General features: G+C 68.3%; 28 protein-coding genes and 1 tRNA gene. 21 read left to right on the plus strand and 8 right to left on the minus strand.

Translation table 11 applies throughout. From position 1 onward, the window contains the following. Positions 1-33 precede the first annotated feature (33 nt). Positions 34-594 carry a 5-formyltetrahydrofolate cyclo-ligase gene (locus tag E0H45_RS03745; RefSeq protein WP_131334862.1) on the plus strand — a complete coding sequence of 187 codons (561 nt, stop codon included), beginning with the start codon at positions 34-36 and terminating at the stop codon, positions 592-594. After that, positions 587-1,492: a phosphotransferase gene (locus E0H45_RS03750; RefSeq protein WP_131334863.1), complete on the plus strand. Its 906-nt coding sequence runs from the start codon at positions 587-589 to the stop codon at positions 1,490-1,492. Before E0H45_RS03745 ends, E0H45_RS03750 begins: the two co-directional genes overlap by 8 nt. Here the strand turns inward: E0H45_RS03750 and E0H45_RS03755 are convergent. Then, positions 1,489-4,029 carry a penicillin acylase family protein gene (locus E0H45_RS03755; protein ID WP_131334864.1) on the minus strand — a complete coding sequence of 847 codons (2,541 nt, stop codon included), beginning with the start codon at positions 4,027-4,029 and terminating at the stop codon, positions 1,489-1,491. The genes E0H45_RS03750 and E0H45_RS03755 overlap by 4 nt on opposite strands. 187 nt (positions 4,030-4,216) lie before the next feature. On the opposite strand from E0H45_RS03755, the gene E0H45_RS03760 reads away from it, so the two are divergent. The 3 genes from E0H45_RS03760 to mscL all read left to right on the plus strand — a co-directional run bounded on the left by E0H45_RS03760 (position 4,217) and on the right by mscL (position 5,762). Then, the gene (locus E0H45_RS03760) at positions 4,217-4,579 is read left to right on the plus strand and encodes an FmdB family zinc ribbon protein (protein WP_131334865.1); all 363 of its coding nucleotides are present in this window, start codon (positions 4,217-4,219) and stop codon (positions 4,577-4,579) included. Positions 4,580-4,638: 59 nt separating this feature from the next. Beyond that, positions 4,639-5,256 carry an SAF domain-containing protein gene (locus tag E0H45_RS03765; RefSeq protein WP_238154781.1) on the plus strand — a complete coding sequence of 206 codons (618 nt, stop codon included), beginning with the start codon at positions 4,639-4,641 and terminating at the stop codon, positions 5,254-5,256. A gap of 116 nt (positions 5,257-5,372) precedes the next feature. After that, entirely contained in the window at positions 5,373-5,762 is a 390-nt protein-coding gene (mscL, locus tag E0H45_RS03770) for a large conductance mechanosensitive channel protein MscL (protein WP_131334866.1), read from the plus strand. Positions 5,763-5,785: 23 nt separating this feature from the next. On the opposite strand, the gene E0H45_RS03775 is transcribed toward mscL, so the two are convergent. From E0H45_RS03775 to E0H45_RS42345, 3 genes are read right to left on the minus strand one after another with little or no spacing between them, the layout of a single operon-like run. Then, a complete protein-coding gene (locus E0H45_RS03775; protein ID WP_131337626.1) occupies positions 5,786-6,292 on the minus strand; it encodes a GNAT family N-acetyltransferase in 507 nt (168 codons plus the stop codon). A 10-nt stretch (positions 6,293-6,302) separates the two neighbouring features. Then, complete coding sequence (locus E0H45_RS03780; RefSeq protein ID WP_202872187.1) at positions 6,303-6,953, minus strand: alpha/beta fold hydrolase; 651 nt, start codon at positions 6,951-6,953, stop codon at positions 6,303-6,305. Further along, positions 6,950-7,090, minus strand: coding sequence for a hypothetical protein (locus tag E0H45_RS42345; protein ID WP_165546350.1), 141 nt, complete (start codon positions 7,088-7,090; stop codon positions 6,950-6,952). Before E0H45_RS42345 ends, E0H45_RS03780 begins: the two co-directional genes overlap by 4 nt. A gap of 226 nt (positions 7,091-7,316) precedes the next feature. Here E0H45_RS42345 and E0H45_RS03785 point away from each other — a divergent pair, with 226 nt between their 5' ends. From E0H45_RS03785 to E0H45_RS03810, 6 genes are all read left to right on the plus strand, one after another. Beyond that, entirely contained in the window at positions 7,317-7,919 is a 603-nt protein-coding gene (locus E0H45_RS03785) for a hypothetical protein (RefSeq protein WP_238154782.1), read from the plus strand. Between the two features lie 141 nt (positions 7,920-8,060). Continuing rightward, on the plus strand, positions 8,061-9,365 hold the full coding sequence (locus tag E0H45_RS03790) for an alpha/beta hydrolase (RefSeq protein WP_131334867.1): 1,305 nt from the start codon (positions 8,061-8,063) through the stop codon (positions 9,363-9,365). A gap of 92 nt (positions 9,366-9,457) precedes the next feature. Next, positions 9,458-9,970 carry a SigE family RNA polymerase sigma factor gene (locus tag E0H45_RS03795; protein WP_131334868.1) on the plus strand — a complete coding sequence of 171 codons (513 nt, stop codon included), beginning with the start codon at positions 9,458-9,460 and terminating at the stop codon, positions 9,968-9,970. Next, on the plus strand, positions 9,967-10,572 hold the full coding sequence (locus E0H45_RS03800) for an META domain-containing protein (protein ID WP_131334869.1): 606 nt from the start codon (positions 9,967-9,969) through the stop codon (positions 10,570-10,572). The genes E0H45_RS03795 and E0H45_RS03800 overlap by 4 nt, the downstream gene beginning before the upstream one ends. Before the next feature lie 93 nt (positions 10,573-10,665). Next, positions 10,666-11,955: a S1 family peptidase gene (locus E0H45_RS03805; protein WP_238154783.1), complete on the plus strand. Its 1,290-nt coding sequence runs from the start codon at positions 10,666-10,668 to the stop codon at positions 11,953-11,955. A gap of 36 nt (positions 11,956-11,991) precedes the next feature. After that, positions 11,992-12,064 (plus strand) — tRNA-Arg (locus tag E0H45_RS03810). A 70-nt stretch (positions 12,065-12,134) separates the two neighbouring features. On the opposite strand, the gene E0H45_RS03815 is transcribed toward E0H45_RS03810, so the two are convergent. Beyond that, positions 12,135-12,962, minus strand: coding sequence for an MIP/aquaporin family protein (locus E0H45_RS03815; protein ID WP_131334870.1), 828 nt, complete (start codon positions 12,960-12,962; stop codon positions 12,135-12,137). After that, complete coding sequence (locus tag E0H45_RS42800; RefSeq protein ID WP_202872188.1) at positions 12,931-13,365, minus strand: DUF2252 family protein; 435 nt, start codon at positions 13,363-13,365, stop codon at positions 12,931-12,933. The genes E0H45_RS03815 and E0H45_RS42800 overlap by 32 nt, the downstream gene beginning before the upstream one ends. A gap of 662 nt (positions 13,366-14,027) precedes the next feature. Here E0H45_RS42800 and E0H45_RS03830 point away from each other — a divergent pair. Beyond that, positions 14,028-14,576 (plus strand): hypothetical protein, encoded by a 549-nt coding sequence (locus tag E0H45_RS03830; protein WP_131334871.1) that lies wholly within the window; start codon positions 14,028-14,030, stop codon positions 14,574-14,576. A 657-nt stretch (positions 14,577-15,233) separates the two neighbouring features. On the opposite strand, the gene E0H45_RS03835 is transcribed toward E0H45_RS03830, so the two are convergent. Then, positions 15,234-17,591: an arylsulfatase gene (locus E0H45_RS03835; RefSeq protein WP_131334872.1), complete on the minus strand. Its 2,358-nt coding sequence runs from the start codon at positions 17,589-17,591 to the stop codon at positions 15,234-15,236. Positions 17,592-18,009: 418 nt separating this feature from the next. Here E0H45_RS03835 and E0H45_RS03840 point away from each other — a divergent pair, with 418 nt between their 5' ends. From E0H45_RS03840 to E0H45_RS03875, 8 genes are all read left to right on the plus strand, one after another. After that, positions 18,010-18,528, plus strand: a complete 519-nt coding sequence (locus E0H45_RS03840) for a hypothetical protein (protein ID WP_131334873.1) — start codon at positions 18,010-18,012, stop codon at positions 18,526-18,528. Then, positions 18,521-19,201, plus strand: a complete 681-nt coding sequence (locus E0H45_RS03845) for a hypothetical protein (protein WP_131334874.1) — start codon at positions 18,521-18,523, stop codon at positions 19,199-19,201. Before E0H45_RS03840 ends, E0H45_RS03845 begins: the two co-directional genes overlap by 8 nt. Positions 19,202-19,225: 24 nt before the next feature. After that, a complete protein-coding gene (gene smpB, locus E0H45_RS03850) occupies positions 19,226-19,705 on the plus strand; it encodes an SsrA-binding protein SmpB (protein WP_131334875.1) in 480 nt (159 codons plus the stop codon). Positions 19,706-19,848: 143 nt separating this feature from the next. Further along, positions 19,849-20,130, plus strand: coding sequence for a hypothetical protein (locus E0H45_RS03855; protein WP_165546351.1), 282 nt, complete (start codon positions 19,849-19,851; stop codon positions 20,128-20,130). Positions 20,131-20,191: 61 nt separating this feature from the next. Continuing rightward, on the plus strand, positions 20,192-21,100 hold the full coding sequence (locus E0H45_RS03860) for an NAD-dependent epimerase/dehydratase family protein (protein WP_131334877.1): 909 nt from the start codon (positions 20,192-20,194) through the stop codon (positions 21,098-21,100). Further along, positions 21,090-21,809, plus strand: a complete 720-nt coding sequence (locus tag E0H45_RS03865; protein ID WP_131334878.1) for an LmeA family phospholipid-binding protein — start codon at positions 21,090-21,092, stop codon at positions 21,807-21,809. Before E0H45_RS03860 ends, E0H45_RS03865 begins: the two co-directional genes overlap by 11 nt. A 75-nt stretch (positions 21,810-21,884) precedes the next feature. Beyond that, positions 21,885-22,580: a PadR family transcriptional regulator gene (locus E0H45_RS03870; RefSeq protein ID WP_131334879.1), complete on the plus strand. Its 696-nt coding sequence runs from the start codon at positions 21,885-21,887 to the stop codon at positions 22,578-22,580. Continuing rightward, positions 22,577-23,134, plus strand: coding sequence for a DUF1707 SHOCT-like domain-containing protein (locus tag E0H45_RS03875; RefSeq protein ID WP_131334880.1), 558 nt, complete (start codon positions 22,577-22,579; stop codon positions 23,132-23,134). The genes E0H45_RS03870 and E0H45_RS03875 overlap by 4 nt, the downstream gene beginning before the upstream one ends. Positions 23,135-23,149: 15 nt before the next feature. Here E0H45_RS03875 and E0H45_RS03880 read toward each other — a convergent pair whose 3' ends face one another. Beyond that, on the minus strand, positions 23,150-23,533 hold the full coding sequence (locus E0H45_RS03880) for a VOC family protein (protein WP_131334881.1): 384 nt from the start codon (positions 23,531-23,533) through the stop codon (positions 23,150-23,152). Positions 23,534-23,607: 74 nt separating this feature from the next. Between E0H45_RS03880 and E0H45_RS03885 the strand changes: the two genes are divergently transcribed. Beyond that, on the plus strand, positions 23,608-23,931 hold the full coding sequence (locus E0H45_RS03885; RefSeq protein WP_238154784.1) for a hypothetical protein: 324 nt from the start codon (positions 23,608-23,610) through the stop codon (positions 23,929-23,931).

A 23,931-nucleotide genomic window follows, 5' to 3' on the forward strand; every position in this document is an offset into this window, starting at 1 on the left:
GTGTTGCGCGCGTCACGCTCCTACGATCAGAACGTGTTTCAGACGAAGGCCGCGGCGCGGCAGCACTTCCTGGAGGCGCGGAGGCTGCGGCCTCACGCGGCAGGACTGCTGGCGAGCGCCCAACAGGTGCTGCCCGAGGTGTACCGCGTCGCTCTCTACGTGTCCATGGGACCTGAGCCGCAGACCGGTGCGCTGATCGACTGGCTGCTCGCGACCAACCGCGAGGTGCTGTTGCCGATCCTGTACGCCGACAACGACCTGGGCTGGGGTGTTGCACCCGGTGCAGCCGACCTGGTGCCCGGTCGGCTCGGCCTGTCCGAGCCGCCGACCGACCTGGGCTCCGACGCGATCGCTACCGCCGATCTGGTCATCTGCCCGGCCGTGGCTGTCACCCATGACGGCGTACGCCTCGGCCGCGGCGGCGGCTCGTACGACCGTGCGCTCGCCCGCGTCCGCCCTGGTACGCCGGTCTGGGCCGCCGTGTACGACACGGAGATCGTCGACGCCCTGCCGTCCGACGCCCACGACAGGCCGGTGGACGCAGCGCTCACACCAAATCGCTTGATCCCACTGCGAGGATCGGGGGATGACTGAGACGGCGGTCCAAGCCGCAGCCACAGCCGCACGCACCCTCGGCCTCACGGTCACTGACCCGACTGTCCTCTACGAGGCGTTCTCGACGGTCGTGCACCTGCTGCCTTCACCAGTGGTCGCACGGGTACCGATGAACCTCCCAGGCGGCTTACAGGAACCAGAGCCCGCCGTACGACGCCAGCAGCGCGAGCTGGACGCGGTGAGCTGGCTGGCGGGACAAGGGCTTCCCGTGGTGCCGCCGAGTCCGCTGGTGCCGCTGGAGCCGGCGGAGCAGGACGGACTGTCCATGACCTTCTGGACGTACGTCGAGGTGGACAAGGCTGCTGAACCGGACTACGTCGGGGCAACCGCCCGCGTCGCCGAGTTGCACGCCCAACTCGCGAAGTATCCAGGAGAGCTGCCCTGGATGACTCCCCTGCGGCTGATCAGCCCGGGTCTGGCAGCCGCCGAGGCAGTACCGGGTCTGCTCGAGCAGGAGGACGTGGACCGGGCGAGAGCCGAGTGGAAGGTGTTGGAGCCGATCCTGACCAGCAGGGCCGGGTTCGAGGCGGTCTTCCCGTCTGCGACCGTGCAGCCGCTGCACGGCGACGCCCCGTCGTGGAACCTGATCACCACCGTCGACGGCCCGCTGTGGGCCGACTTCGAGGACGTGACGATCGGCCCACTCGAGTGGGACCTCGCTGGCTTCGGCCCCGACCTGTGCCACGCGTACGACGAGGGCGCGCGCTCCCGCGGCCTCCCGACGCTGGACCCGCAGGTCCAGCAGGTGATGGACCTGGCACGCGCACTGCAGGTCCTGGTGTGCACTCCCCTGGTCCCACAGTTCCCAGCCCTGGCCGACGGCATCCGCATGTTCGCCGCACAGTGGCGGGACATGCCGTTCGCGGGTGGCTGCTAGCTGCCCGGCTTGGTGAACGTCAGGGAGTGTTTGCGGGTCGCCTCCACGGCGCCCTTGGTGTAGGCCCACTGGAGGGTTTCGCCCTTGACCCACAGGTCGGTCTGATCGGTGTAGTTCGACGAGAACGCGTGGCCGGACACACCGGTCAGGTTGACCCAGCGGGACTTGTCGAAGTCCGACAGGTCGACGACCATCCGCATCGACGGGGTCGCCGTCACGTCGTACCCCTCCGCCGCGTCCCAGCCGGTGGCGTCCACGATCGACGTACCGCCGCCCAGTTCGTACGGCCCACGGTTGAAGATCTTCTCGACCGCTCCGATACCGGACTTGCCCAGTGTCTGGTTGGTCAGCGTCAGCCTGTGCAGCCGGCCCCACTGCCAGTTGGCCGGCTCCCGCGCCATCTTCTGGGTGATCTCGGTCCGCGCGTTGATCAGGGCCTCACGAAGGATGTCGTCCCGGCTCTCCCGTTGCGGCGTCCCGATGTTGTCCCACCAGCCGCTGTTCTGCTGCCCGATCAGCGTGTGGACCACCTCGAACCAGCGTGAGCCGCCGTCCGGCCAGGTGCCTTCGGGGAGCTGGTCGTGGAACGTCAGCGCGAGCAGGTTGCGCCAGACCACGTTGAAGTACGCCGCGGCCGCCGAGTCCGGCGGCTGGGTGAAGTCCCAGTTCCGCAGGACGTCCTGGCCCTGTTTGTCGAACGCGTCGTCGATGCTGATCCGCAACAGGTACGGCACCAGCATCTCGGCGGCCTTGCTCTTGGTGTCCAGCTGGATCGACGCCATCGCGTTCGCGTCCAGCTTCCCGGCCGCCTTGATCCGGTCGAGGATCTGCTGCGAGCGGTAGCCGTAGTCCCAGGAGTTGGTCAGGTAGTACGTGTACGTGTTCGGAACGACCGCCTGGTTCGCGGTGACGATGATGCCGTCCGGTGGGTCGAACTCACTCGGCAACGCGTCGAACGGGACGTACCCCTTCCAGGAGTACTTCGGGTCCCAGCCAGGGACGGGCCAGTCACCGCGGCCGGTGGCGCGGATCGGGATCAGTCCGGGCGCCTGGTAGCCGATGTGGCCGTCGGTGTCGGCGTACACCAGGTTCTGCGAGGGCACCTGGAACTGCTGCGCGGCGGCGCGGAACTGGCTCCAGTTCTGCGCGGTGTTGATCGCGAACAGCGCGTCCGCGGTCCGGCCCGGGTTCAGCGCGGTCCATTGCAGCGCGACGCCGTACGCGGTCGGGTACTTCGCCTGCGTCGCAGCCGACTCACCCAGCTTGCGTTCGTCCTCGTCGACGTCCGAGATGAGCGGACCGTGCCTGGTCTCGCGGACGGTGATCTTCACCGGCTCGTCCTGGCCGGCCACCTTGAACGTCTCCTCGCGGGTGGACATCGCGCGCCACTTGTTGTTGTAGAGGACGTTGTTGCCCTCGATCCGCTCCAGGTACAGGTCCTGGACGTCCGGGTCGAGGTTGGTGAAGCCCCAGGAGATCGCGTTGTTGTGGCCGATCACCACACCGGGCAGACCGGAGAAGCTGAAGCCGGAGACGTCGAACGGGCACGCCTCGCCGACGTTGTTGCAGTGCAGGCCGACCTGCGTCCAGATACCCGGCATGGTCGCGCCGAGGTGCGGGTCGTTGGCCAGCAGCGGCTTGCCGGTGGTGGTGTGGTCACCGGACACCACCCACGAGTTCGACCCGACGCCGTCACCCTGACCGAGCAGCTCGGGCAGACCCTTGGCGACCTTCTGCACCGAGTCCAGCGACTTGAGCAGGTCCTGGGTGAGCATGCTCCGCCGGACCTCGTTGCTGACCGGAGCGGTGGTGAACTTGCCGTCCCTGCCGATCGAGCCGGCGGACATGATCGGCTGGTTCCGGTCGTACGGGTACTGCGGGTAGAGGCTCTCGACGTTGCGCGCCGGCATCGCGGCCAGCAGCTTCGTCCGGGTGACCTCCTCGTCCAGGTTGCCGCCCAGGTCCCACGCCATCGCCTTCAGCCAGGACAGCGAGTCGGCAGCGGTCCACGGCTCCGGCGTGTAGTTCTTCGGCCCGCCGGGCTGGAGAGACAGCACGCCGTACTCCAGGCTGAGGCCGGAGCCGCTGTGCGAGGAGAGGTACGCGTTGACGCCTCGGGCGTAGTCGTCGAGGTACTGCCGGGTGGTCGGGCTGAGCAGCGGCAGCTCTTTCTCCGCCACCCGCCGCCAGCCGAGCGTCCGGACGAACTTGTCGGTCTCGAGCGCGGTCTCGCCGAACAGCTCGCTCAACCGGCCGGACGTGACGTGCCGGCGGAAGTCCATCTCGAAGAACCGGTCCTGCGCGTGCACGTAGCCCTGTGCCGCGAACAGGTCGGCCGGGGTGTCGGCGTAGATCTGGGGGATTCCGTTGGTGTCCCGGACCACGCTGACCTCGGCGTCCAGGCCGTTCAGCTCGATCGTTCCGTCGTACGTCGGGAACGAGTGGCGGACGACGAAGACGACGGTACCGGCGATCACCAGGAGGACCGTGGCGAGGGCGATTCCGCTGATGACGACGACTCGAAGCAGGCGTGGCACGGACCAACCGTAGAGAATCCCCCCGCCCTCCCCAAATGGGGTCCCTCACAACTTTGCGTTGCTCTGCGTCGGCTGGACAGGGACGCAGAGTTGAGGTAGGCAAGGGCGGGTTTGGAATACTTCGGTCGCCTGGCGCATTATTAGCAGTCGGGTAGTAGGAGTGCCAGCGGCTTGAAGGGAACCGACCGTGCCGACGTACCAGTACCAGTGCACCGACTGTGGTGAAGCGCTCGAGGTGCGCCAGAGCTTCTCGGACGATGCTCTGACCGTGTGCCCGAACTGCCAGGGAAACCTGCGCAAGGTCTTCAACGCCGTGGGCGTCGTGTTCAAGGGTTCCGGCTTCTACCGGACCGACAGCCGGTCGTCCGGCAAGAGCTCGGTGCCGGCGAAGTCCGAGTCCTCGTCCGGGTCGTCCTCCTCCGGATCGTCCTCGTCGGGCTCCACGTCCTCCGGGTCGTCGTCGAACGGCTCGTCCGGGTCGTCGTCCTCGGGTTCCTCGTCGTCCGGTTCGTCCTCGAGCAGCTCGTCCTCGGGCACCAGCGCGGCCTGACCGCACCCCCTGTGGATAACTGAAGGGCGGCGGCCGGCGAAACTCGTATCTTCTCCGGCATGAAAATCCCTTCCCTGCTTCGTGATCTGCTCCGTGCCGCCCGGTGGCACCGTCGGCTCCTCGCCGGCATCGCCGCCGCGGCCGCCCTGTACTTCGGACTTCTCGCCCTCTCCCCCGCGCCGCCACCGACGGTCGCGGTGCTGGCCGCCGCGCGCGACCTCACCGGCGGCGTCGCGCCGACACGCGACGACCTGCGGACCGTCGACCTGCCACCCGGCTCCGTGCCGGCCGGTGCGCTCAGACCCGGCAGCGAACTGACCACGCGCGTGCTCAGCGGACCGGTCAGAGCCGGCGAACCACTCACCGACGCCAGATTCCTGGCACCACCCGCCGTGCCGCCCGGCTCACTCGCCTACCCGTTCCGCGTCGACGACGCCGACATCACCGCGCTCCTCCGGGTCGGCGACCGCATCAATCTGTACGCCGCCGACAGCACGACCGCAGGCGCCGCGAGCCAACTCGCCCGCGCCGTGCCCGTGGTCGCCCTGCCGACGCCTCGATCGACGACGTCCGGAGCACTGATCGTCGTCGCGACCACACCGGAAATCGCCACCCGACTGGCCCAGGCCAGTTCGAACTCACGCATCACCGTGGCACTGACGCGCGACACGAGCTGATCACTCTTCGGGATTGTGTCGGCACGATGTGTCGCGTTCCGGCGCGGTCGCTCGCCCTGACGGGAGTGCAGCCCTACGTTGTCCGGGTACAACCACCCGCTTCGTGGAGGCACCACATGCTCAAGGGCTTCAAGGAATTCATCATGCGCGGCAACGTCGTCGACCTCGCGGTCGCCGTCGTCATCGGCGCAGCGTTCACCAAGATCATCGGTGCGGTCGTCGACGGGCTGATCAATCCGCTGATCGCGGCGATCTTCGGCAAGGCGGACCTCACCGGCGTCGCGAACTTCACGATCAACGGCGCTCAGTTCTCGATCGGCCTGATCCTGGACGCGGCATTGGGCTTCCTGTTCGTCGCCGCGGCCGTCTACTTCTTCATCGTGATGCCGCTGAACAAGCTGGCCGAGCGCCGCGCGCGTGGTCAGGAGCCCGAGCCGGACCCGCTGACCGCCGACCAGGAGCTGCTGACCGAGATCCGGGACCTGCTGCGCGCCCGCCAGTCGTAACCGCAGCAGGTGGGCGCACATCCTCAGCCCCTGAGCTCGCCGGCGCCCACCTGCTCACCGGCATAACGCATCCAGCGGTACGGGACCGGCTGGCCGTCGTTCCACTCCTCCATCAAGGCGGCGGGGACGTCGACGAAGCCACTGCCGTGATAGGCCCGGATCGCCGGAGCGTTCTCCGGACGGACCCTCACGAACACCTCCGAGTACCCGGCATCCAGCGCCGGCCCGAGCAGTGCCCGCACGAGTTCGCCACCGACCCCACGACCACGGACCTTCGGGTCCACGATGATCCGGGCGAGTTCGACCTCGTCCTCCTCGTCGTCGAGCCAGACCTCGCCGTACCCGACCGGCCGATCGCCGTCGAACAGCAGATAGGAGTGGATGTCCGAGTCGGCCGTCCGCCAGCTCGTCCGTAGTTCCTCCGGGAACGGGTAGGTCACCCGCCCGGACAGCAATGCCACTTCCTTCGCGTTCGCGGCCCACCCCGCGACCTGCACGCCGTACCCGTCGTCGAACCCCCGAAGCTCCACGCTCATCCCCTCAGTTGACGAACTCCACGATCGTTCGCAGCAGCTGATCCAGGTACGGCGGGTCGTTCTTCGTACGGAAGGCAGGTGTCGGCGGTTCGGGACACCCGGCCAGCTCACGACTCCCCCGGATCGATCGCAGCAAGGCGTCGACCGTCTTCCGCTGATGCGACGGATTCTCCGGTACCGACGGCAGGACCGCCACCCGAATTCGTGTCAGCGAAGCCACCTCCGCATCCGCTACGCCACGCAGGATGCCGCCCGCGAGCAGTTCGTCCGCGGCCGCCGGCGGGCACCCACGCTTCACCATTCCGGCGTGAGCGCGCTCGTTCGCGGCGGCGTCGTCGCCGGTTGCGGGCCACGCCAGGAGGAGGCGATCGACCAGCTCCGGAAACCTCAACGCCAGCCGCACCGCGACGGTACATCCATTGGAGGCTCCAACGATTCTTACCGGTCCGGAACGTTTCGCCAACTGTTCACCCAGCGCCGCGACCTCGATGTCCCACGCGCTGGCTCGCTGCGGCCGGTCGGGCGCCAGCACCTCCATGTCCTCCGGCGCGAGCGCCGCGGACAGTCCGTCGGTGATGCCCGTCGTACCCCAGAACGCTTCGGCGTCCATGGCGTCCCAGAGGCCGCCGTGGACGAGGAACGCCGACGCGGTCACCCGTGGTGCGGGGGGACCTCGTTCAGGATGCGCTCGTCGTCGTCGCTGCCGAAGTCGTTGTCACCCCAGGTCCGCGGGTCGTCGTCGCGGGTCTGCTCCGGCAACAGCGGCTCGTCGTCTTCGTACGGGCTCGTCATACCTCCAGATTACCGACTCGGCGCGGCCCTCCGGGATCGGCGCCGGTACATCGGCACCCGCAACGGAGGTGCGGCCGACCAGTGCGCGCACGTTACAGCTGTGCCACGGTTGGGGCTCGATCCCGCGGCGTGACCGGAAAGACGCGCCGCCGTGATGTTCCGGCACGCGCGGTGTGACCCCGTTCCACCATCATGGTGGACCTTGCCAACCCGGAAGGACCGAGTCGTGAGTGCACAACGGACACGGGGCCTGATCGGTGCGACGCTTGTCGTGGTTGTACTCGGAGTTGCCGCCGCCTGCGGCACCGAGGATGCCTCGTCCCCGCCCGCCGCCCAGCCCACCCAATCGTCGACCACCCCGTCGCCGAGCCCGTCAGCCAGCCCCAGTGGTACGCCGAGCACGGACTGCCCCGAGACCATCACGGCCGTCCGCACCGCCACCGACAAGGCGGTGTGGGGCCAGGGCGCGGCCACGTCGAAGTTCAACCCCGTCAGCGTGACGATCTGCCAGTACGACGCACAGGCGACCGGGCAGAACTACGCGACGATCACCACCAAGCGCATGGGCAAGCAGGCGACCGACCTGTTCGCCCTGGTCAACGCGGCGAAACCCGTCGCGAAGAAGCCGAGCATGTGCACCAAGGAGCTAGGCCCCACGTATGTGCTGCGGTTCACTGACAACGACCGCGGCGTCCTGTCGTTCACCGCTGAGTCCTTCGGCTGCCACCGTCTGGTGGCGACCTCGCTGGAAGGTCAGGGCAAGCCCGGCACGCTGCCGGCGCCGCGCCAGGTGACCGCCGAGCTGACGAAGTCGCTCGGCCTGCGCTGACCCTGCGCCGGACGCGCACCCCGAAGCCGTCCGAAGTGGGGTCTACCCGCGCCTGCCTTGCGGGTCCCTTTCGAGGTCGACCCGCGAGGCAGGTTGCGGCGGCCGCCGCGTGTGCCGCACCCTCGCACTGAGGGAGGGCGCATGCGAACGATCCGGCTGCTCTGCGCGCTCGCTCTCGCCTGCACCGCCTGCTCGGCTCCGGCAGCGGAGAACAAACCCTGTACGCCGGGCTTCACCTGCACGACGCTGCACGTCCCACTCGAGCGGCAACGCTCGGACGGCCCGTCGCTCGACCTCGCTGTCATCGCCGCCGACAACGTCGCCGCGTCTCGCGGCGTCCTCCTGCTACTCACCGGCGGCCCGGGCCAGCCCGGCGTACCGCTCCTGCCCAACCTGCGTCGCAACGTGCACCCCGATGTGCTGCGCGAGTACCGACTCGTCATGTTCGACCAGCGCGGCACAGGTCCTGACGGCATCAATTGCCCTTCTCTGCAAGAGACTGTGGGCGGTTCGGACTTCCTGACCCCACCGGCCACGGCTGTCGACGAGTGCGCCCAGCACATCGGGTCCGGCGCCGGGTACTACGGAACGCCTGACACCGTCGACGACATCGAGCAGCTGCGCCAGTTCCTCAAGGTCGACCGGCTCACGATCGACGGGACGTCGTACGGCAGCTTCACTGCAGCGCAGTACGGGCTGAAGTACCCCGGCCACGTGCAGGCGCTCGTGCTGGACTCCGTCGTACCGCACCAGGGATTCGACCCGATGGGCGTGGATCTGATGGCCGCGAGCGCTGGGGTGCTCGAGGCCGCCTGCCGCCAGGACCCCGCGTGCACGACGGATCCGGTTGCGGACGTGGCATGGCTGGTGCAGCACGGCGTCAGCGGCACCGACCTGATGGAGTCGTTGGCAGTCGCGAGCCTGAACTCGGTCAACCCGTCCCTCAAGGGCATTCCAGCCATCCTGCACTCCGCACGCAACGGCGACGACACCGGTCTGAAGGAGCTGTTCCAGCGGACCACCAGCAAGGGCCTTCCCTACGGCACGCTGTCCGCAGGCCTGCACATGGCCACGCTCTGCTCGGACCTCCGCTTTCCCTGGTCCGGCAAGCCCGACCGCAAGACCGCCCTCGACGACGCGGTACGGCGCCTGGACCCGAAGCAGGTGTACCCGTACGACGTGGCGACCGCACGCGACCAGCTGATGATCCAGGGCTGTCTGCGCTGGCCGGCCGACCGCGTGTCGACGTACCCGGCCGGACAGGAACTGACGCCGCGCACGCTGATCCTGCACGGGACCAACGACCTGTTCTGCCCGCTCGACTGGGCCAGGTGGGAGAAGGCGCATGCACGGGACGCCGAGTTGGTCGTCGTACCGGGAAGCGGTCACAGCGTGCAGCGGGACCCGCGTGGGAAGGCGGCGGTGCGGGAGTTCCTGCTGGACTAGAGATCGAACTGTGCGCGAACGGTTGCAGCACGTGGGCGACTGGATGCGTCTAATAGGTGTGAGGAGTTGTACGCCCAGCCAGGGAGTGGCGAGTGGAGTTCGAGGAGTACGTGTCCGCCCGTGGACAGGAACTGGTGCGGCTCGGGTTCACGGTCTCCGGCGACTACCAGCGTGCGGAGGACCTGGCGCAGATCGCGCTGATGCAGGCGTTCCGCTCCTGGCGGAAGGTGCGCAACGCGGACGATCCGCATCACTACGTCCGGCGGATCCTGGTGAACGAGTACTTGTCCATGACGCGCCGGCGCTCCTTCACCGAAGCGCCGACGGCCGACCTCGACCCGCAGCGCACCGTGCCCGACCACGCAACGCACGTCGCCAACTCCGACGACCTGTGGCGCGCGCTGGCGACGCTGTCCGCCCGGGAACGGGTCGTTCTGGTCCTGCGCTACTACCAGGACCTGGACGACCAGACGATCGCCGACGTGCTCGGCATCAAACCGTCCTCCGTGCGCGCGACCGCGAGCCGGGCGCTCGCATCGCTCCGGCGGCGGCCGGCCTATTCAGGGGCCGGCGAGTCCAACCATGTTGATGAGAGGTTGTCGTGAGCAACACCGATCTCGAGGATGACCTGCGAGGGACCTTCGAACGCGCCGCGGCCTCGGTGCCGCAGGCCGTGGACCTGACCGAGCGCGCCACCACGGGCGCCCGTCGCGCGCAGCGGCGTACCTGGATCGTCTCCGGCGCTGCCGCCGTCGCGGTGGCCGCGATCGCCGTCGCCGGGTTCGGGCTGGCCGGCTCGCGGAACCAGCCGACACAACCGCAGGTCGCATCCGGGCAGGCATCGGCCTCGGCCGTGCCGACACCGCAGGTGGTCTCGGCCCAGACCGTGGCCGGCACCTGGCGACCGGTGCAGATGGTCGGCGCCAAGACGCTCCAGGCCGCGCGCCCGGACGACCCGGTGCTGGTGTTCAAGGCGGACGGGACGTGGACGGGCTCCGACGGCTGCAACGGGCTGCAGGGGACGTACAGCATCGGTCAGCGTGGTGCGTTCAGCGCGACTTCCGGTCCGCAACACCTGGTCGGTTGCGAGAACGTGCCGCACACCGGCGTACTGCACGCCGCCAAGCGGATCGCGATCAGCGCCGACACGCTGCAGTTCTTCGGCGCCGACGGGCGTCAACTTGCGAGTTACGCTCGCGCACGGTAGTCAAATCTGTTCGCGGACGGTGACCAGGTCTTGACGGAACGGAGTCCTTGAACGGACCATCTAGTGGTTTGGTCCACCAATCTGGGGAGCTTTGTGCGACTCTCTGTCACCGTCCCGCTGGTCACACTCGGCTCCATCTCACTCTTCGCAGTCGCCCTCACCGCACCCTCCTCGGGCGCGGTGACGGGTGCCGCGGCGTGCTCCCACGCGCAACCGAGTGTGAGCTCGACCGAGGCGACACGGCTCGCGCAGCCGACGTCCGCGTCCGATGCGCGACCGCTCGGTGAGTCGCTCGGTGACGGCATCTCCGCCGCGGTCCGTTCCCTCGAACCGCTCGATGCGACCGGCCGCCCGACGTCCGGTCTGCCGTACGGGCTGAGCCAGGGCGTCATCGGCGTGGTCGGCTCGGCCACGACCGGCTACAAGGTGGTCGTGGACTCCGCGAAGCTGGACGCGAAGAAGTACGAGTCCGCGATGAGCCGCAACCTGCCCGCGGCCGGCAAGCCACTGGTGAAGGTGGAACGCAGCTGTCGCTCGGCCCAGTCGATCGCCGACGCCTGGAACGCAGTCGGCGACCGCTCATGGTCCTCAGACGCGTCGCGTACGACGTACGCCGCCGATCTCGACCCGGTGAGTGAGAACGTCGTCGTCGAGTACGACCAGGCGACGACCTCCCCCGCTTCGTTGGCCGGTCTCCGCGACCTGTCCGGCGTACAGCTCGTCGCCGGCTCACTCGCACGCACGTCCCGGCTGAGCGACACCCCGAAGGGCGGCCACTGGGGCGGTGCACGGATCACGTCCGCGCTCAAGAACTGCACCGCCGGTTTCTCCGTCGTACGGCGCTCCAACGGCCAGCGCGGATCGGTCACCGCAGGCCACTGCGGCGGCCCCGGCACGGTGTGGAAGTCGGGCACCAACTACTACGGCACCACGACGGTGCGCACGAACTACCCGGACTACGACCAGTCCCTGGTCACCGGCAGCGCGTACGGCGCCAAGATCTGGACCGACGGCCCCGGCGACACCGTCAACACGCGCACCGTCACCGGCGGCGGCGACCCCGGCGTCGGCACGGTGATCTGCCAGTCCGGCAGCTTCAGTACGTCGCTCTGCAGTCTCACGGTCCGCTCGACGTCGGCGAAGTACTGCGACACCGACGGCTGCACGACGTACGTCATCCGCGCCACCCGAGGCGGTCTGGTCGCGATCGTCGGCGGCGACTCCGGCGGCCCGGTCTACTCCCGCCGCGGCACCAGCTCTGCCACCGTCCGCGGCATCGCCTTCGCCGGCGCCGGCTGCGCCGCCTCCCGCTGCACCACGCTCTACGCCGAACGCTACAACTCCATCACCGGCCACCTCGGCGTCACCGCCCTGACCGGCTGAACCACCCCTCACGTCCGCTAAGCTGTCCCCGCGTGCGCCCCCGTAGCTCAGGGGATAGAGCGTCGGTTTCCTAAACCGTGCGTCGCAGGTTCGAATCCTGCCGGGGGCACCTGTCGCTTGCACCGCAGCACATGTCTGACGAACCAGGCCGGATGCCAAATGTCTGTCGGGCTGTCTGCTCAGTGGCTGTCGGGGGAGGAGATGCCGGTCATCGGCAGGGCACCGCCCTCAGCGGCCTCACGCTCCTCCTTGTCGGGGAGCCCGCGCACGGCTCCGATGATCGCCACGGCGATGGCGGCCCCGATCACCGGACCTGCGACATAGACCCACCAGCCCGTGTAATCGTTGCCGACGATGTCGGGCCCGAGGGTGCGGGCCGGGTTCATGGACGCGCCGCTGATCGGGCTGGCGAACAAGCCGAGCAGCGCCACTGTCGAACCGACCGCTATAGCCGCGTTGTGGCCGATGCTGCGGGCCCCGGTCGCAGTGTTGAGGATGATGCTGACCAAGATCGCGGTCAGGACGGTTTCCATCACCAGCGACTTCCACTCCCCGCCGGGAGTGTTGATCGGGTAGTTCCCGCCCGTGCTGACGTCGCCGAACATCAACTCCAGGAACAGCGCGGCACAGATGGTCCCGGCGAACTGGACCACCCAGTACGGCACCACCCACTTGGAGGGAAACACTCCCCGGGCGAAGAACGCGAAAGTCACCGCGGGGTTGATGTGCAGTCCCGACAGCGGGCCCCACGCGTAGATCATGGCCATCACCACCGCCCCAGGCGCGATCACCGCCGAGGTCCTGCTGATCGGGTCGTTGCCGACGTAATGATTGATCACACCCGATCCGGCCGCCACCGTCACCAGGACGAAGGTGCCCAGAAACTCGATGATCAACCGGATCCACAACGGCCGTTGCCGCAAGGTGTCTTCCTCGAACCGGACGAAGTACCGGCGCCCGAGTGACGCCCTGCGCTCAGCATCCGGATCGATGGCAGGCTCTACCATGGCGCGCTTCCCTTTCCTTCTCGGCCGTCCGGGCTGGACCGCCAGGTTCGGTTTCAGATGTCGGTGGTCGCTTCGGCTCTGCCGTCATTGACGGCACTCTGGAGCGCGGCGTAGTCGCGTTCGTTCTGGTCGGCGTAGGTTCGGCGAACTCGGCGATTGCCTGGTCGAAGGCGTCCGAGCCGCCGAGGTAGGCGACGCGGTCGCGGATCGCGCGTGGGCGCGGGCCAGGGTCGATCCGCACACGCGGGACCGCCATCGGCAGCGCAGCCTCCCGGTAGAACGTGAACGCCGACACCGGCATCCGCCCGTGCCGGATCGGCACCAGCTCCGGCACCCGCGACTTCGACTGCTCCAGCAACAGCCCCACCCGGATCCCGCGCCACACCAGGCTGGAACTCCGCATGCGACTCCCGCGGCGTGACCCTCCGGGCATCCTTCCCCAAGGCGACCCGGTCCGCCCGGCTCCACTGCCCGAGTGTCCCGGCCAGCTTCGAATCTCTACGCAACGACCGCGCGGCGGGGCTCGCCAATCTGCCATCCCCAGTCTTCACAGTCATAGCTCCCCCTTCCGCCCCACGCCATCGAGAGTGCCGAAGCAGATCCAGCGGATCGTGGGACTCTTGGACCAACCAGAGCATCGGGCACGTATCGCGCCCCAGGACCGGGAACCGCGGGGCAGCATCGTTCCCTGGACCGCGCCCCCCACCCTGATACCGAGAGGGGCAGCACGGCATCACCCCTGCAGGGTGACGAGAGGCAGAACTGGTGATGGCTGGCTACGCCTGGAGAGGCGTATGTGAGTGGGCGCGTCGGTTTCCTAAACCGATCACGGCCATGACCTCAACCGAGTTCGAGCATGAGCAGGCAAGGTCGCAGCGCCTGATCGGCCCGTGCCACGCCGGGTCGGCCCCACGCTCATCCGTCGTGGATGACGCGCAATGGTGACGCGCGCACCAGTGTGGGGCGCAGGCAAATGGATTCCTCCTGTCAGTACTCACGGACCGCTACCCGAGATGACTTTGCGGCTTTGAGCGGGTGCTAAGGAGAGGAGAGGGAGAGTGGAGCATGGCAATCGGGCCAGTACAGCTCATTGTGCTGGGGTTCCAGCACCCTGACTTCCACGGTGAGATCATCACCGAACTCGAACGACTCCGGGCGAGCGACACCATCCGCGTGATCGACTCGTTGGCGATCTACAAAAGCGCGGACGGCGACCTGGAGGCGGAGCATCTCAGCAACCTGTCCGAGCAGGAAGCGATCGAGCTGGGCAGCAAAATCGGGGCGCTGATCGGCCTGGGCTTCGAGGGCGAGGAGGGCATGGTGGCCGGCGCGGAAGCCGGCGCCGAGGCGGTTGCCGAGCAGGGCGGTGTGGGCGTATTCACCGCGGACGAGGCCTGGGATGTGCTTGAGGACATCCCGAACGACTCCGCCGCGGCGCTCATCCTGCTGGAGCACCACTGGGCTGTGCCGCTCCGAGACGCCATTGCCCGGGCCGGGGGGTTCCGAATCAGCGACGGCTTCATCAGCCCTCTTGACCTCATCGAGATCGGGCTGGTGTCGGCTGAGGAAGCCAAGGAACTGCACGAGATGGAAACAGCAGGCGCCGCCCGCTGACAGGGTGGCCGGCGTTGGCCACCGCACAGGGAGGAGGAACCCGATGCTTGGATCACGCAGGGTCGCGCGCCGAACCGCCCGCCGCACCGCGCGGCGTGTCTCCCGCCGGAGGTAACGGCTCACAACGCGTGGCCCGCATCGAGCGGGGACCGCTGTCCCACGCGCCCGGGCGAACTACCCGGGCTGTACCCGCCTGCAACGGTTCGTACCATGCACCGTGTGATGTCTGAAGTCGTCGGCGGCAGGTGGACCCCACGATTCGTGGGTTACCTGTTTCTCCTTGGTGGGTTGGTGGTCGCGGGCGGGTCGGGCCTGGCTGGATGAGCGCCTCACGAACGGTGCGGGCAGCTAGGCATCGCTGCCTGGACGGGCCCTTGGCTGTCGGCGTCGATCATCCAGCCTGGACGATGCGGTCGGCGACCGCGCCGAGCGCCTGCACTGGTGATCAACGATGCCTTCCGACGCCGAGGCCGCACCTCCGCCCCGACGCTCGATCACCAGGCGGCGAGCCATGACCGCGGTTCAGCGGCCGCCCGAGGAATCGCGGTCCTGGTCGCCCGCATCATCGGCGGCCTGACGTACCTGGACGCACAACTCCTCTGTTAGATGTCGGGTGTCCATCAACTGCGCCGGCGCGGCCTGCGCCGCGGTGTCGGGCTACTCTCGCGACATCATCGCGACGGCCTCGCGCTCGAGGTCGACGTAGGGGTCGCCGCTGACATCGACGGCTACACGCTTGATCGTCCCGCCGGTGAAGCGGTGCGGCGCTTCGCCGGGGTAGTCCTGGGTTACCGGGTCGCTGCTGTCGCGTCCGACGCACAGGCCGTCGCCGGCGAGCGAGAACTTGCCGGGCTGGGTCTTGATCCGGCCCTCGCCGACCTTGACGTCGCCGTGGAACAGCGACAGCGTTCCGACTGCGACGCCGGGCGGGTCCTCGCCGTCCTTCTCGAAGGCGGCGGACAGGATCAGCTCCTCCCCCGTCGGCAGTTGCTCGTCCGCGACGATCTTCTGTTCCAAGCTGCCCACGAAGCTGTAGACGTAGTGCAACCGGTTGTCCTTGACGTAGAGGGTGTGGCCGCCGAAACGCGAGCCGTGCGCGAACAGCACACCCTGAGCCCCGGACGCCGGGATTTCAACGACGGCTGCGATCGCGTAGGAGCGGTTGCGTATGCTGACCGCCTGCGACTCCGGCACGTCGGCGACGCCCGGGTAGTAGATGTAGCGGTTGCGCGCCGGCGAGAGCACCGGTCGCGGCGTCGTGATGAGCTCCAGGGGGCCGCGATCGTCGAGCGGGAAGGCGTCGTTGGCTCCGGCCTCGGCGTACCAGAGGTTGATCAGATCGCGGAGGCGCTCGGGTTCCTGGGCGGCGAGGTCGTGCAGCTCGGAGCGATCGACATCGGTGTGGTAGAGCTCCCAGGTGTCGTTGCCGAAGTTGCTCCAGCCGCTAATGGTCGGGTGGGTTGTGACGGCCTTCCAGCCCTGATGCCAGATGCTGCGTGAGCCGAGCATCGAGTAGAACTGCGTCTGCCGTGCACTGGGCAGCGGCGCGCTGTCGAAGCTGTAGCGCATGCTGACGCCGTCGAAGCGGCTCTGCTGGTGGCCGCCGATGGTGGCGGGCGGCTCGACCCCGAGCGCGTCGAGGATCGTCGGGACGATATCGATGGCGTGGTGATACTGCTCGCGCAGTTCACCCTTGGCCGCGACACCCCGCGGCCAGGAGATGATGCACGGGTCTGAGGTGCCGCCCTCGAACTCGTAGCGTTTCCACATCTTGAATGGTGTGTTGAACGCCATCGCCCAGCCGTTGGGGTAGTGGTTGTAGGTCGCCGGGCTGCCGAGCTCGTCGAGCTTGGCGAGATTCTCCTGGAGGTCGTCCGGGATCCCGTTGCACAGCTTGTTCTCGTTGACCGACCCGTTGGGTCCGCCCTCGCCACTGGCACCGTTGTCGGAGACCACGATGATCATCGTGTTCTCGCTCTGGCCGGTCTCCTCGAGGTAGTCCAGCAGCCGGCCGATCTGCGCGTCGGCGTGCGCCAGGAAGCCGGCATACACCTCCGCCATCCGGCTGAACAGCCGTTGCTCCTCACCCGACAGCGAGTCCCACGGCCGCGTGTAGTCCAGGGCCGGGTAGGGCTGACCGTTCGGGCCGGTGCGGCTCTCGGGCGTCCCGATCGGGTTCAGCGGCGGCAGGTTCGTGTCGGCTGGGACGATGCCCATCTCCTTCTGACGAGCCAGCGTCTGCTCCCGCAGGACCTCATAGCCCATGTCGAAGCGTCCCCTGAAGCGATCGATCCACTCCTTGGGCGCGTGGTGTGGAGCGTGACAGGCGCCCGGGGCGTAGTAGAGGAAGAACGGCTTCTCCGGGGCCATCACCTTGGCGTCCGTGATGAACTCCAGCGCCCGGTCGGTGAGATCCTCAGTGAGGTGGTAGCCCTCCTCGGGCGAGCTCGGCGGGTCGACGGGGTGGTTGTCGTACACCAGGTCCGGATACCACTGGTTCGTCTCGGCCCCGAGGAACCCGTACCACCGTTCGAAGCCCCGGCCACTCGGCCAGTTGCGCCGCGAGGAGGCCAGATTCATCTCGGCCTCCGGGCACAGGTGCCACTTGCCGACCATGTACGTGTTCCACCCGTGGGCTCCGAGGATCTCCTGGATCTGGCCGTTCTCGGGCGGGATCACCCCGTTGGCGTTGGGGAACCCGCTGGCGCACTCGGTGATACACGCCATGCCGTTACGGGTGTGGTTGCGGCCCGTCAGCAAGCACGAGCGCGTCGGCGAACACAGCGCCGTCGTGTGCCACTGCGTATACCGCACCCCGGCGCCGGCGATTCGTTCGATGTTCGGCGTCTCGACGGGACCGCCATAGCAACCCATGGCCGAGAACCCCACATCGTCGAGCACGATGTACACCACGCTCGCCGCTCCCTCGGGCGCCTTCGGCGGCTCAAAAGGCGACCAGTCGGGCACCGAGTCACGGATGTCGGTGTTCACAACGCCCCTGAACGACTTGCCCATGATCGGCTCCCTTGGGTGGACGGGCCCCTCGGCGTGCACATCGCATCGCCCAGGCTGCCTCACCGAGACTGTTCGATCCGACACTGCCGCGCCTCACCCTCAGCGGATGACTGGCGGGCCGCAGAGCATCTGATCGGGCGACAGGCGACCCGCAGGTGGTCTGGAGGCATGCCGGGCGGTCGGCCACAGACCGGCTCTCGGCGTCGAGTGACGACTCAAGCGACCTGCGATCGGCAGCGCCGGACGCCGATCCCAGTCGCGGCGACGGGGGCCGTACGTAGGTGAGGTGCGTCGGTTCCTCAACCGTGCGTCGCAGGTTCGAATCCTGCCGGGGGCACCCAGATGCTGTCATCGGAACGTCGGGCGGCAGGCGGCGGCAGCGCTGCGTCGACCCCGGTGGAGACGTACGCTGGAATGCATGTCTGCGTCGCCGTATCCTGATCTGCCGTCCGTTGCCGACGTTGCTGCTGACATCGCCGGTGTGGTCGAGCGATTCACGCACGGTGAGACCCATGCGTTCGCTTTCGGCGACGGTGGTGTCCCCGAGGCGGTGATCGCGAGCTACGACCAGTACGACGAGCTTGGCGGCGACGACACCCTCGGGAAGTACCGGACCGTGGTCGCTCCCGAGGTGCTCGGCCGGCAACTGCCGGAGATGGTCGAGGCGATCCGCCGCGGAACCTTCGGTCCTCCGGTGCTCGTGGGCACAGGCACCGACCCCGTGCTGGTGGTGATGTCGACCCAGCAGTACCGCACCATGCGCGGCGACGACGAGCCGCCGCCAGGCGTGATCGACGATCCGACCGTCCGGACCTACGACTCGTCGCCGACTCCGGGCAGCACCCCGTTCAGCGTGGACGAGTGGGCGAAGGACGACCCGTTCACCCAGCAGATGCTGGAAGAGATCCGGCAGGAACGCGGGACGGGCGATGGCTGAGAACCAGCCAGAACGGCCGTTCCAGGTCCTGCTCAGCGAGGGCGCCGTTCAGGACCTCAACCGAATGCGCGACGCGGCTGCCGCGGAAGCCAAGCAGTATCCCAATGACAAGTCGCCTGCGAACAACGCGAACCGCACGCTCTACAAGGGCGTCCTCCGGGAGCTGCAGGATCTCGAGAGCGGATCGTCCAAGGGGCACCATGTGCTCGGCGCGCACAAAGGCCTCGGTGACGGCCGGGACATTGTCGTGTCCAAGATCGGGGACGGCACCGGGAAACCCAACCATCGCCTGACGTTCCGCGAGATTCCCGGACGGAACGCCGGCGGGAAGGATGCACGCGACGTCATCGCGATCGGTCCTCGTCACGCCAGCGAGAACAACGCCTACCAGCAGACGGCGATGCGCCTCGGGCGGTCGGCCGACCAGAGCCTTCCGCACCTTGACCGGTTCGGTGAGGCGCAGGTCGGCAGTGGCGGCAAGGCGCATCAGCGCAACCCCGTCCTGGACGCGAACCGCGCCATCGCGCACGCCTTCGACGGCCAGACACCCCTGTCCGGTTCGCGGCCGCTCAGCGAGAGCGGGTTCGGGAGCCGGGGATCTTCGGGCGGCGCCAAACAAGCCGGCAAGCAGGCCGGCCGTCAGACCAACCCCAACCCACAGCGCGGCGAGTAACGCCCGCTGGGGGAGAATTGGCTTGTGAAGAAGCCTGAGGCTCAGCCTGTTGTTGCGCGGAATCGGAAGGCTGCGCATGACTACCACCTGGGTGAGGCCTGGGAGGCGGGGCTTGTTCTGCAGGGGCCGGAGGTCAAGGCGCTCCGGGCTGGGCGGGCTTCGCTGGTTGGCGGGTTCGCTGTTGTCGAGGAGCGGGAGATCTGGTTGCACGGTGTGCATATCCCGCAGTACTCGCAGTCTCGCTGGTTCAACGGCGGCTCGCGGCGTAAGCGGAAGTTGCTGCTGCACCGGGCCCAGATCGACAAGATCGAGCGCAAGGTCAACGAGGGTGGGCTGACGATCGTCCCGGTGAGCCTCTATTTCAAAGACGGTCGCGCCAAGGTGGAGATCGTCCTGGCGCGCGGTAAGAAGACCTGGGACAAGCGGCACGCGCTCGCCGAACGCGAGGCGACCCGGGAGGTCGAGCGCGCGGTCAGCCGACGACTGAAAGGCCGTTCGGACTAGGGGAGCATCGCTTCCAAGCCTCCAACCCAGCGTCTGGCGAGCCACCTTGGCCTTAGTGGCGGTGGGATAGACTGGCAGTATTCCGGAGCGATGGCATACCAGGCGGCGTGTCGGGAACCCGTGGCCCTTATGAGGCGATGCCGATGTCGATTTCGATACGGCCAACTCACGTCCTGGCCGATGTCGGCCGCCGGTCAGTCATGAACGACGATCTCTCGCACCTGTTCGCGGAGGTCGTGTCCGCCCGCGCCGCCGAGCGGCTGGCGCGCGTCGGACCGCGGCGTCAGGGCGAGAACGCCCGCAGCGAGACCGGCCGACTGGCGACGTCGCTGCGTGCCTACGCGAGGGCCCTGGAGAAGTACCGGATGCCGGTGCCGCCCGTGATCCGCGACGAGCTTCGCCTGCGCAGCGGGCTGCCGTCCTGACAGACCCTGCGCCCCCGGGATCAGCAAGACTGAGGCCCTCATCGAGTCGAAGGGGGCAGGCGTGCAGGTTGTCGTCGGAGCTGGGGCCGTGGGGAGTGTGGTCGCCCGGCTGTTGCTGGCACGGGGTGAGCAGGTCCGAGTGATCACGAGGTCCGGGAGCGGACCGGACGGGGCGGAGCGGATCGCCGCGGACGCCAAGAACGGGTTGACGGACTACGTCGCGGGTGCGACGGCGATCTACTCGTGCGCAGGTCCGGCGTACTACAAGTGGGCTGCTGAGTGGCCGCGGCTTGGTGCGGCTCTGCTTGCGGCGGCCGAGGCGTCCGGAGCGGTGCTGGTGAGCACCGGGAACCTTTACGGGTACGGCGCGGTGGACGGCCCGATGACGGAGGACCTTCCGTTGCTGCCGAACACCGTGAAGGGGCAGGTACGGGCGAAGGTCTGGGCCGCCGCCCTGGCTGCGCATCAGGCAGGGCGGATCCGGACCGCGGAGGTACGCGGGTCCGACTACCTGGGTGCGGGAGCAGTGTCACCGTTCAGTGTGACGGTGTTGCCGAAGGTAATTGCCGGGAAGCGCGGGATGATGCCGGGTGATCTCGACGCACCGCACAGCTGGACGTACGCCGGTGATGTCGCGCGACTACTGATCGCGGTCGCCGACGACGAGAGCGCGTGGGGACGGGCCTGGCACGTTCCGACGCCGGAACCGCTGTCGGTGCGCCAACTGGCGACCCGAGCCGCCGAGCTGGCGGGTGCGCCGCCGGCGAAGGTTGCGTCGATGCCTACCTTGGTACTGCGGCTTGCGGGACTCGTCGACCCGTCCGCGCGGGAGATGGTGGAGATGCTGTACCAGTGGCAGCGGCCGTTCGTGGTCGACTCGACCGCCGCGACTGTTGCCTTCGGCATCAAAGCGACCCCGGCCGCCGACGCGCTCCGGGAAATGATCGGAAAGGGCAGGAATGAGCTCTAGGAGACCGCGCCGGTGGTTGCGCCGCCTCGTTGTCACGCTGGTGGTGCTGGCGGTCCTGGCGATCGTCGTCGACCGCGCCGCCGCGTACGTGGCCGAGAACCAGCTCGCGTCGATGGCCGAGAAGGAGGCCAAGCAGTACGACGTACGCTCGGCCGGCACCTCGGTGAAGATCGGGGGCTTCGGGTTCCTGCCGCAGCTGGTCAACGAGGACTTCTCCAAGGTCACGCTGACGATGGAGAAGCCGACGTTCTCCGGCGTACCGGGTGAGGATCTGAAGGTCGAGCTGCGGAACGTACACGTGCCGCGGTCGCTGCTGACGCAGCAGTCCGGCGCGGTGACCGTCGACGCGACCGATCTGCGGCTGCAGTTGTCGCCGCGGGAGCTCGCTCGCCTCGCGGTGCGGAGTACCGGGCTCGAGGGGCTGTCGATGTCGGTCGTCAACGGTCAACTGCAGGCGAAGGCGACGGTGCGCGGTATCAGCATCGACGTACCGATCACGCCGCAGGTCAAGGACGGGCGGGTCGCGCTGACGCTCGGGCAGCTGTCCGATTCGATCCCGTCGTACGTGCAGAGCGCGATCCGCAGCCAGCTCGCCAGCGGCATCACGATCCCCGAACTGCCCTTCGGCGCCCAGCTCACCGGGATCAGCGTCGTCGACAACTCCGTCGTCCTGACCGCCGTGGTGAAGGACCTGAAGTTCAACGCGTGAGTCTCTTGGGTTGCGATGGTTCGCGATATATCGTCGAACTATCGCAATCACTTTCGTGAGGGACGGGTGGTCCAGATGACCGGATCGGCATACGCCGCGGGCTGGCCTTGGGCGCAGTTCGCGCGGCACTGTTCAACCTTCGACGACATCAAGGACGAGTTGCGCGCGGCGATGAGCGGCCACCGCGGGCACCGGGGACACGGTCCCCAGCAGCACTTCGGGCCGCCGTGGGCGATGTTCGGCGGCGGGCAGATGTTCGGTCCGCCGTGGGGACCGCCGCCGCGCTGGCGGGGCCCGAAGGCCCGGCGCGGCGACGTACGGGCAGCGATTCTCGCCGTACTCGCCGAGCAGCCGATGAACGGCTACGGCATCATCCAGGAGATCGCCGAGCGCAGCGGCGGCATGTGGAAGCCGAGCCCGGGCTCGATCTACCCGACGCTGCAGCAGCTCGAGGACGAGGGGCTGGTGACGGCGGACGCGGAGGTCGGGCGGCGGACGTTCCGGCTGACCGACGAGGGTCGCACGTACGTCGCCGAGCACCAGGACGAGGTGTCCGCGCCGTGGGCCGCGATGAGCGCGCCGGCGGATGAGGACGAGAACGGGTTCAAGCCACTCTTCGGGCAGGTTGCGACGGCGATGTGGCAGATCCTCGCGAGCGGTACGCCGGAGCAGCAGGCGAAGGCGCGCGACGCGGTCGCCGACCTGCGCCGGAAGCTGTACGGCATCCTCGCCGAGGAAGACGACGGCACGGACCAGCAGGATCGTTCATGAGCTCCGCCGACCGAGACCGCCGACGCCGAGGCGGTCCCGGCAGGCGGCAGGGCTGGAACGGCCCGGGATGGAGTGGTCCGGGCTGGTACGACGAGTCCGCCGGAGACTGGCGCGGTCGCACGTGGAACCAGGCCGGCTGGGATCAGCCACCGGAGTCCCAGCGGGTCGACGTACCTCGGAAGCGGGTGCGGATCGGTGACGCGGAGCGGGACCAGGCCGTTGCGTTGCTGAGTGAGCACTTCGTGGCCGGGCGGTTGACGCAGGCCGAGTTCGAGGAGCGGAGCGAGGTGGTGACGCGGGCACGGTACGGGGATGATCTCGAGCCGTTGTTCGACGATCTGCCGAGCTCGAGGGAACTGCAGGTCGTGCCAGGCCCGGCCAACCTCCGTCGGCGGCCCGGTCCGCCGCCGCCGTTCATGATGCTCGCGCCGTTCCTGATGATCGGTCTGGTGATCACCTCGGTCGCACTCACCGCCCCGTGGCTGCTCTGGGGCATGTTCTGGATCGTCATGATCAGCGGCGTGTCCCGCCGTCGCTGGCACCACCACCGCTGAACTCCAACCGCTGAACTACCGCCGCTCGCGAGCCCGCGGGATCTCCTCCGCGAACTCGACGACGAACCCGTCCGGGTCGGCGACGTGGACCGTCCGGTGTCCCCACGGACGGTCCGCCGGCCCGCTCAGTACCGGTACGCCGGCCGCCCGCAGTCGCTCGGCGTACGCATCCACGTCCGCCACCATCACCACCACTTCCCCACCGGCGCCCGGCGTCACCGCCCGCCCGGTCAACCACTCCGCCCGCCGCCGCTCGTACAACGCGAACCGCACCCCACCCGCGTCGAACTCCGCATACCCCGCATCCGTGAACTTGTACGCAAGCCCCACCACATCCCGGTAGAACCCCACCGACACCCCCAGATCCCCGACATACAAGATGACGTACCCGATCTCCATACCCGCAATTGTCGGTGCCGCCGCGTACGGTCGCCTGCGTGTATGACGGTGTGTTGATTCTTGAGAGTCTCAAGGTGGGGACCGTGTTGGACGGGATCCCGCTGACCGTGACGAAGGTCAGTCGGGTGGCTGTTGGGGGTACGTCGGCTGATCAACCTGCGGTGTGGTCGTTGCTGGAGTTCACCGTCGAGCGTGGTGAGGAGTTGGCCGACGTACTGGCGGGGGTTCTCGACGGACCTGGGTGGTACGCCGACTTTCATGACGAGCACGAGATCTTCGTGATCTTCCCGGGGCGCGTGTTCCGGTACCGGCGGGGCGACGACGCGGCGCGGGAAGAGGCGAAGGAGTTCGGCCGGGGCCTGGCGATCCCCGAGGCGCAGCTGGACTGGACGCGATGA

Origin of the sequence: Kribbella soli, from assembly GCF_004331345.1 — a bacterium.
Lineage (GTDB): Bacteria > Actinomycetota > Actinomycetes > Propionibacteriales > Kribbellaceae > Kribbella > Kribbella soli.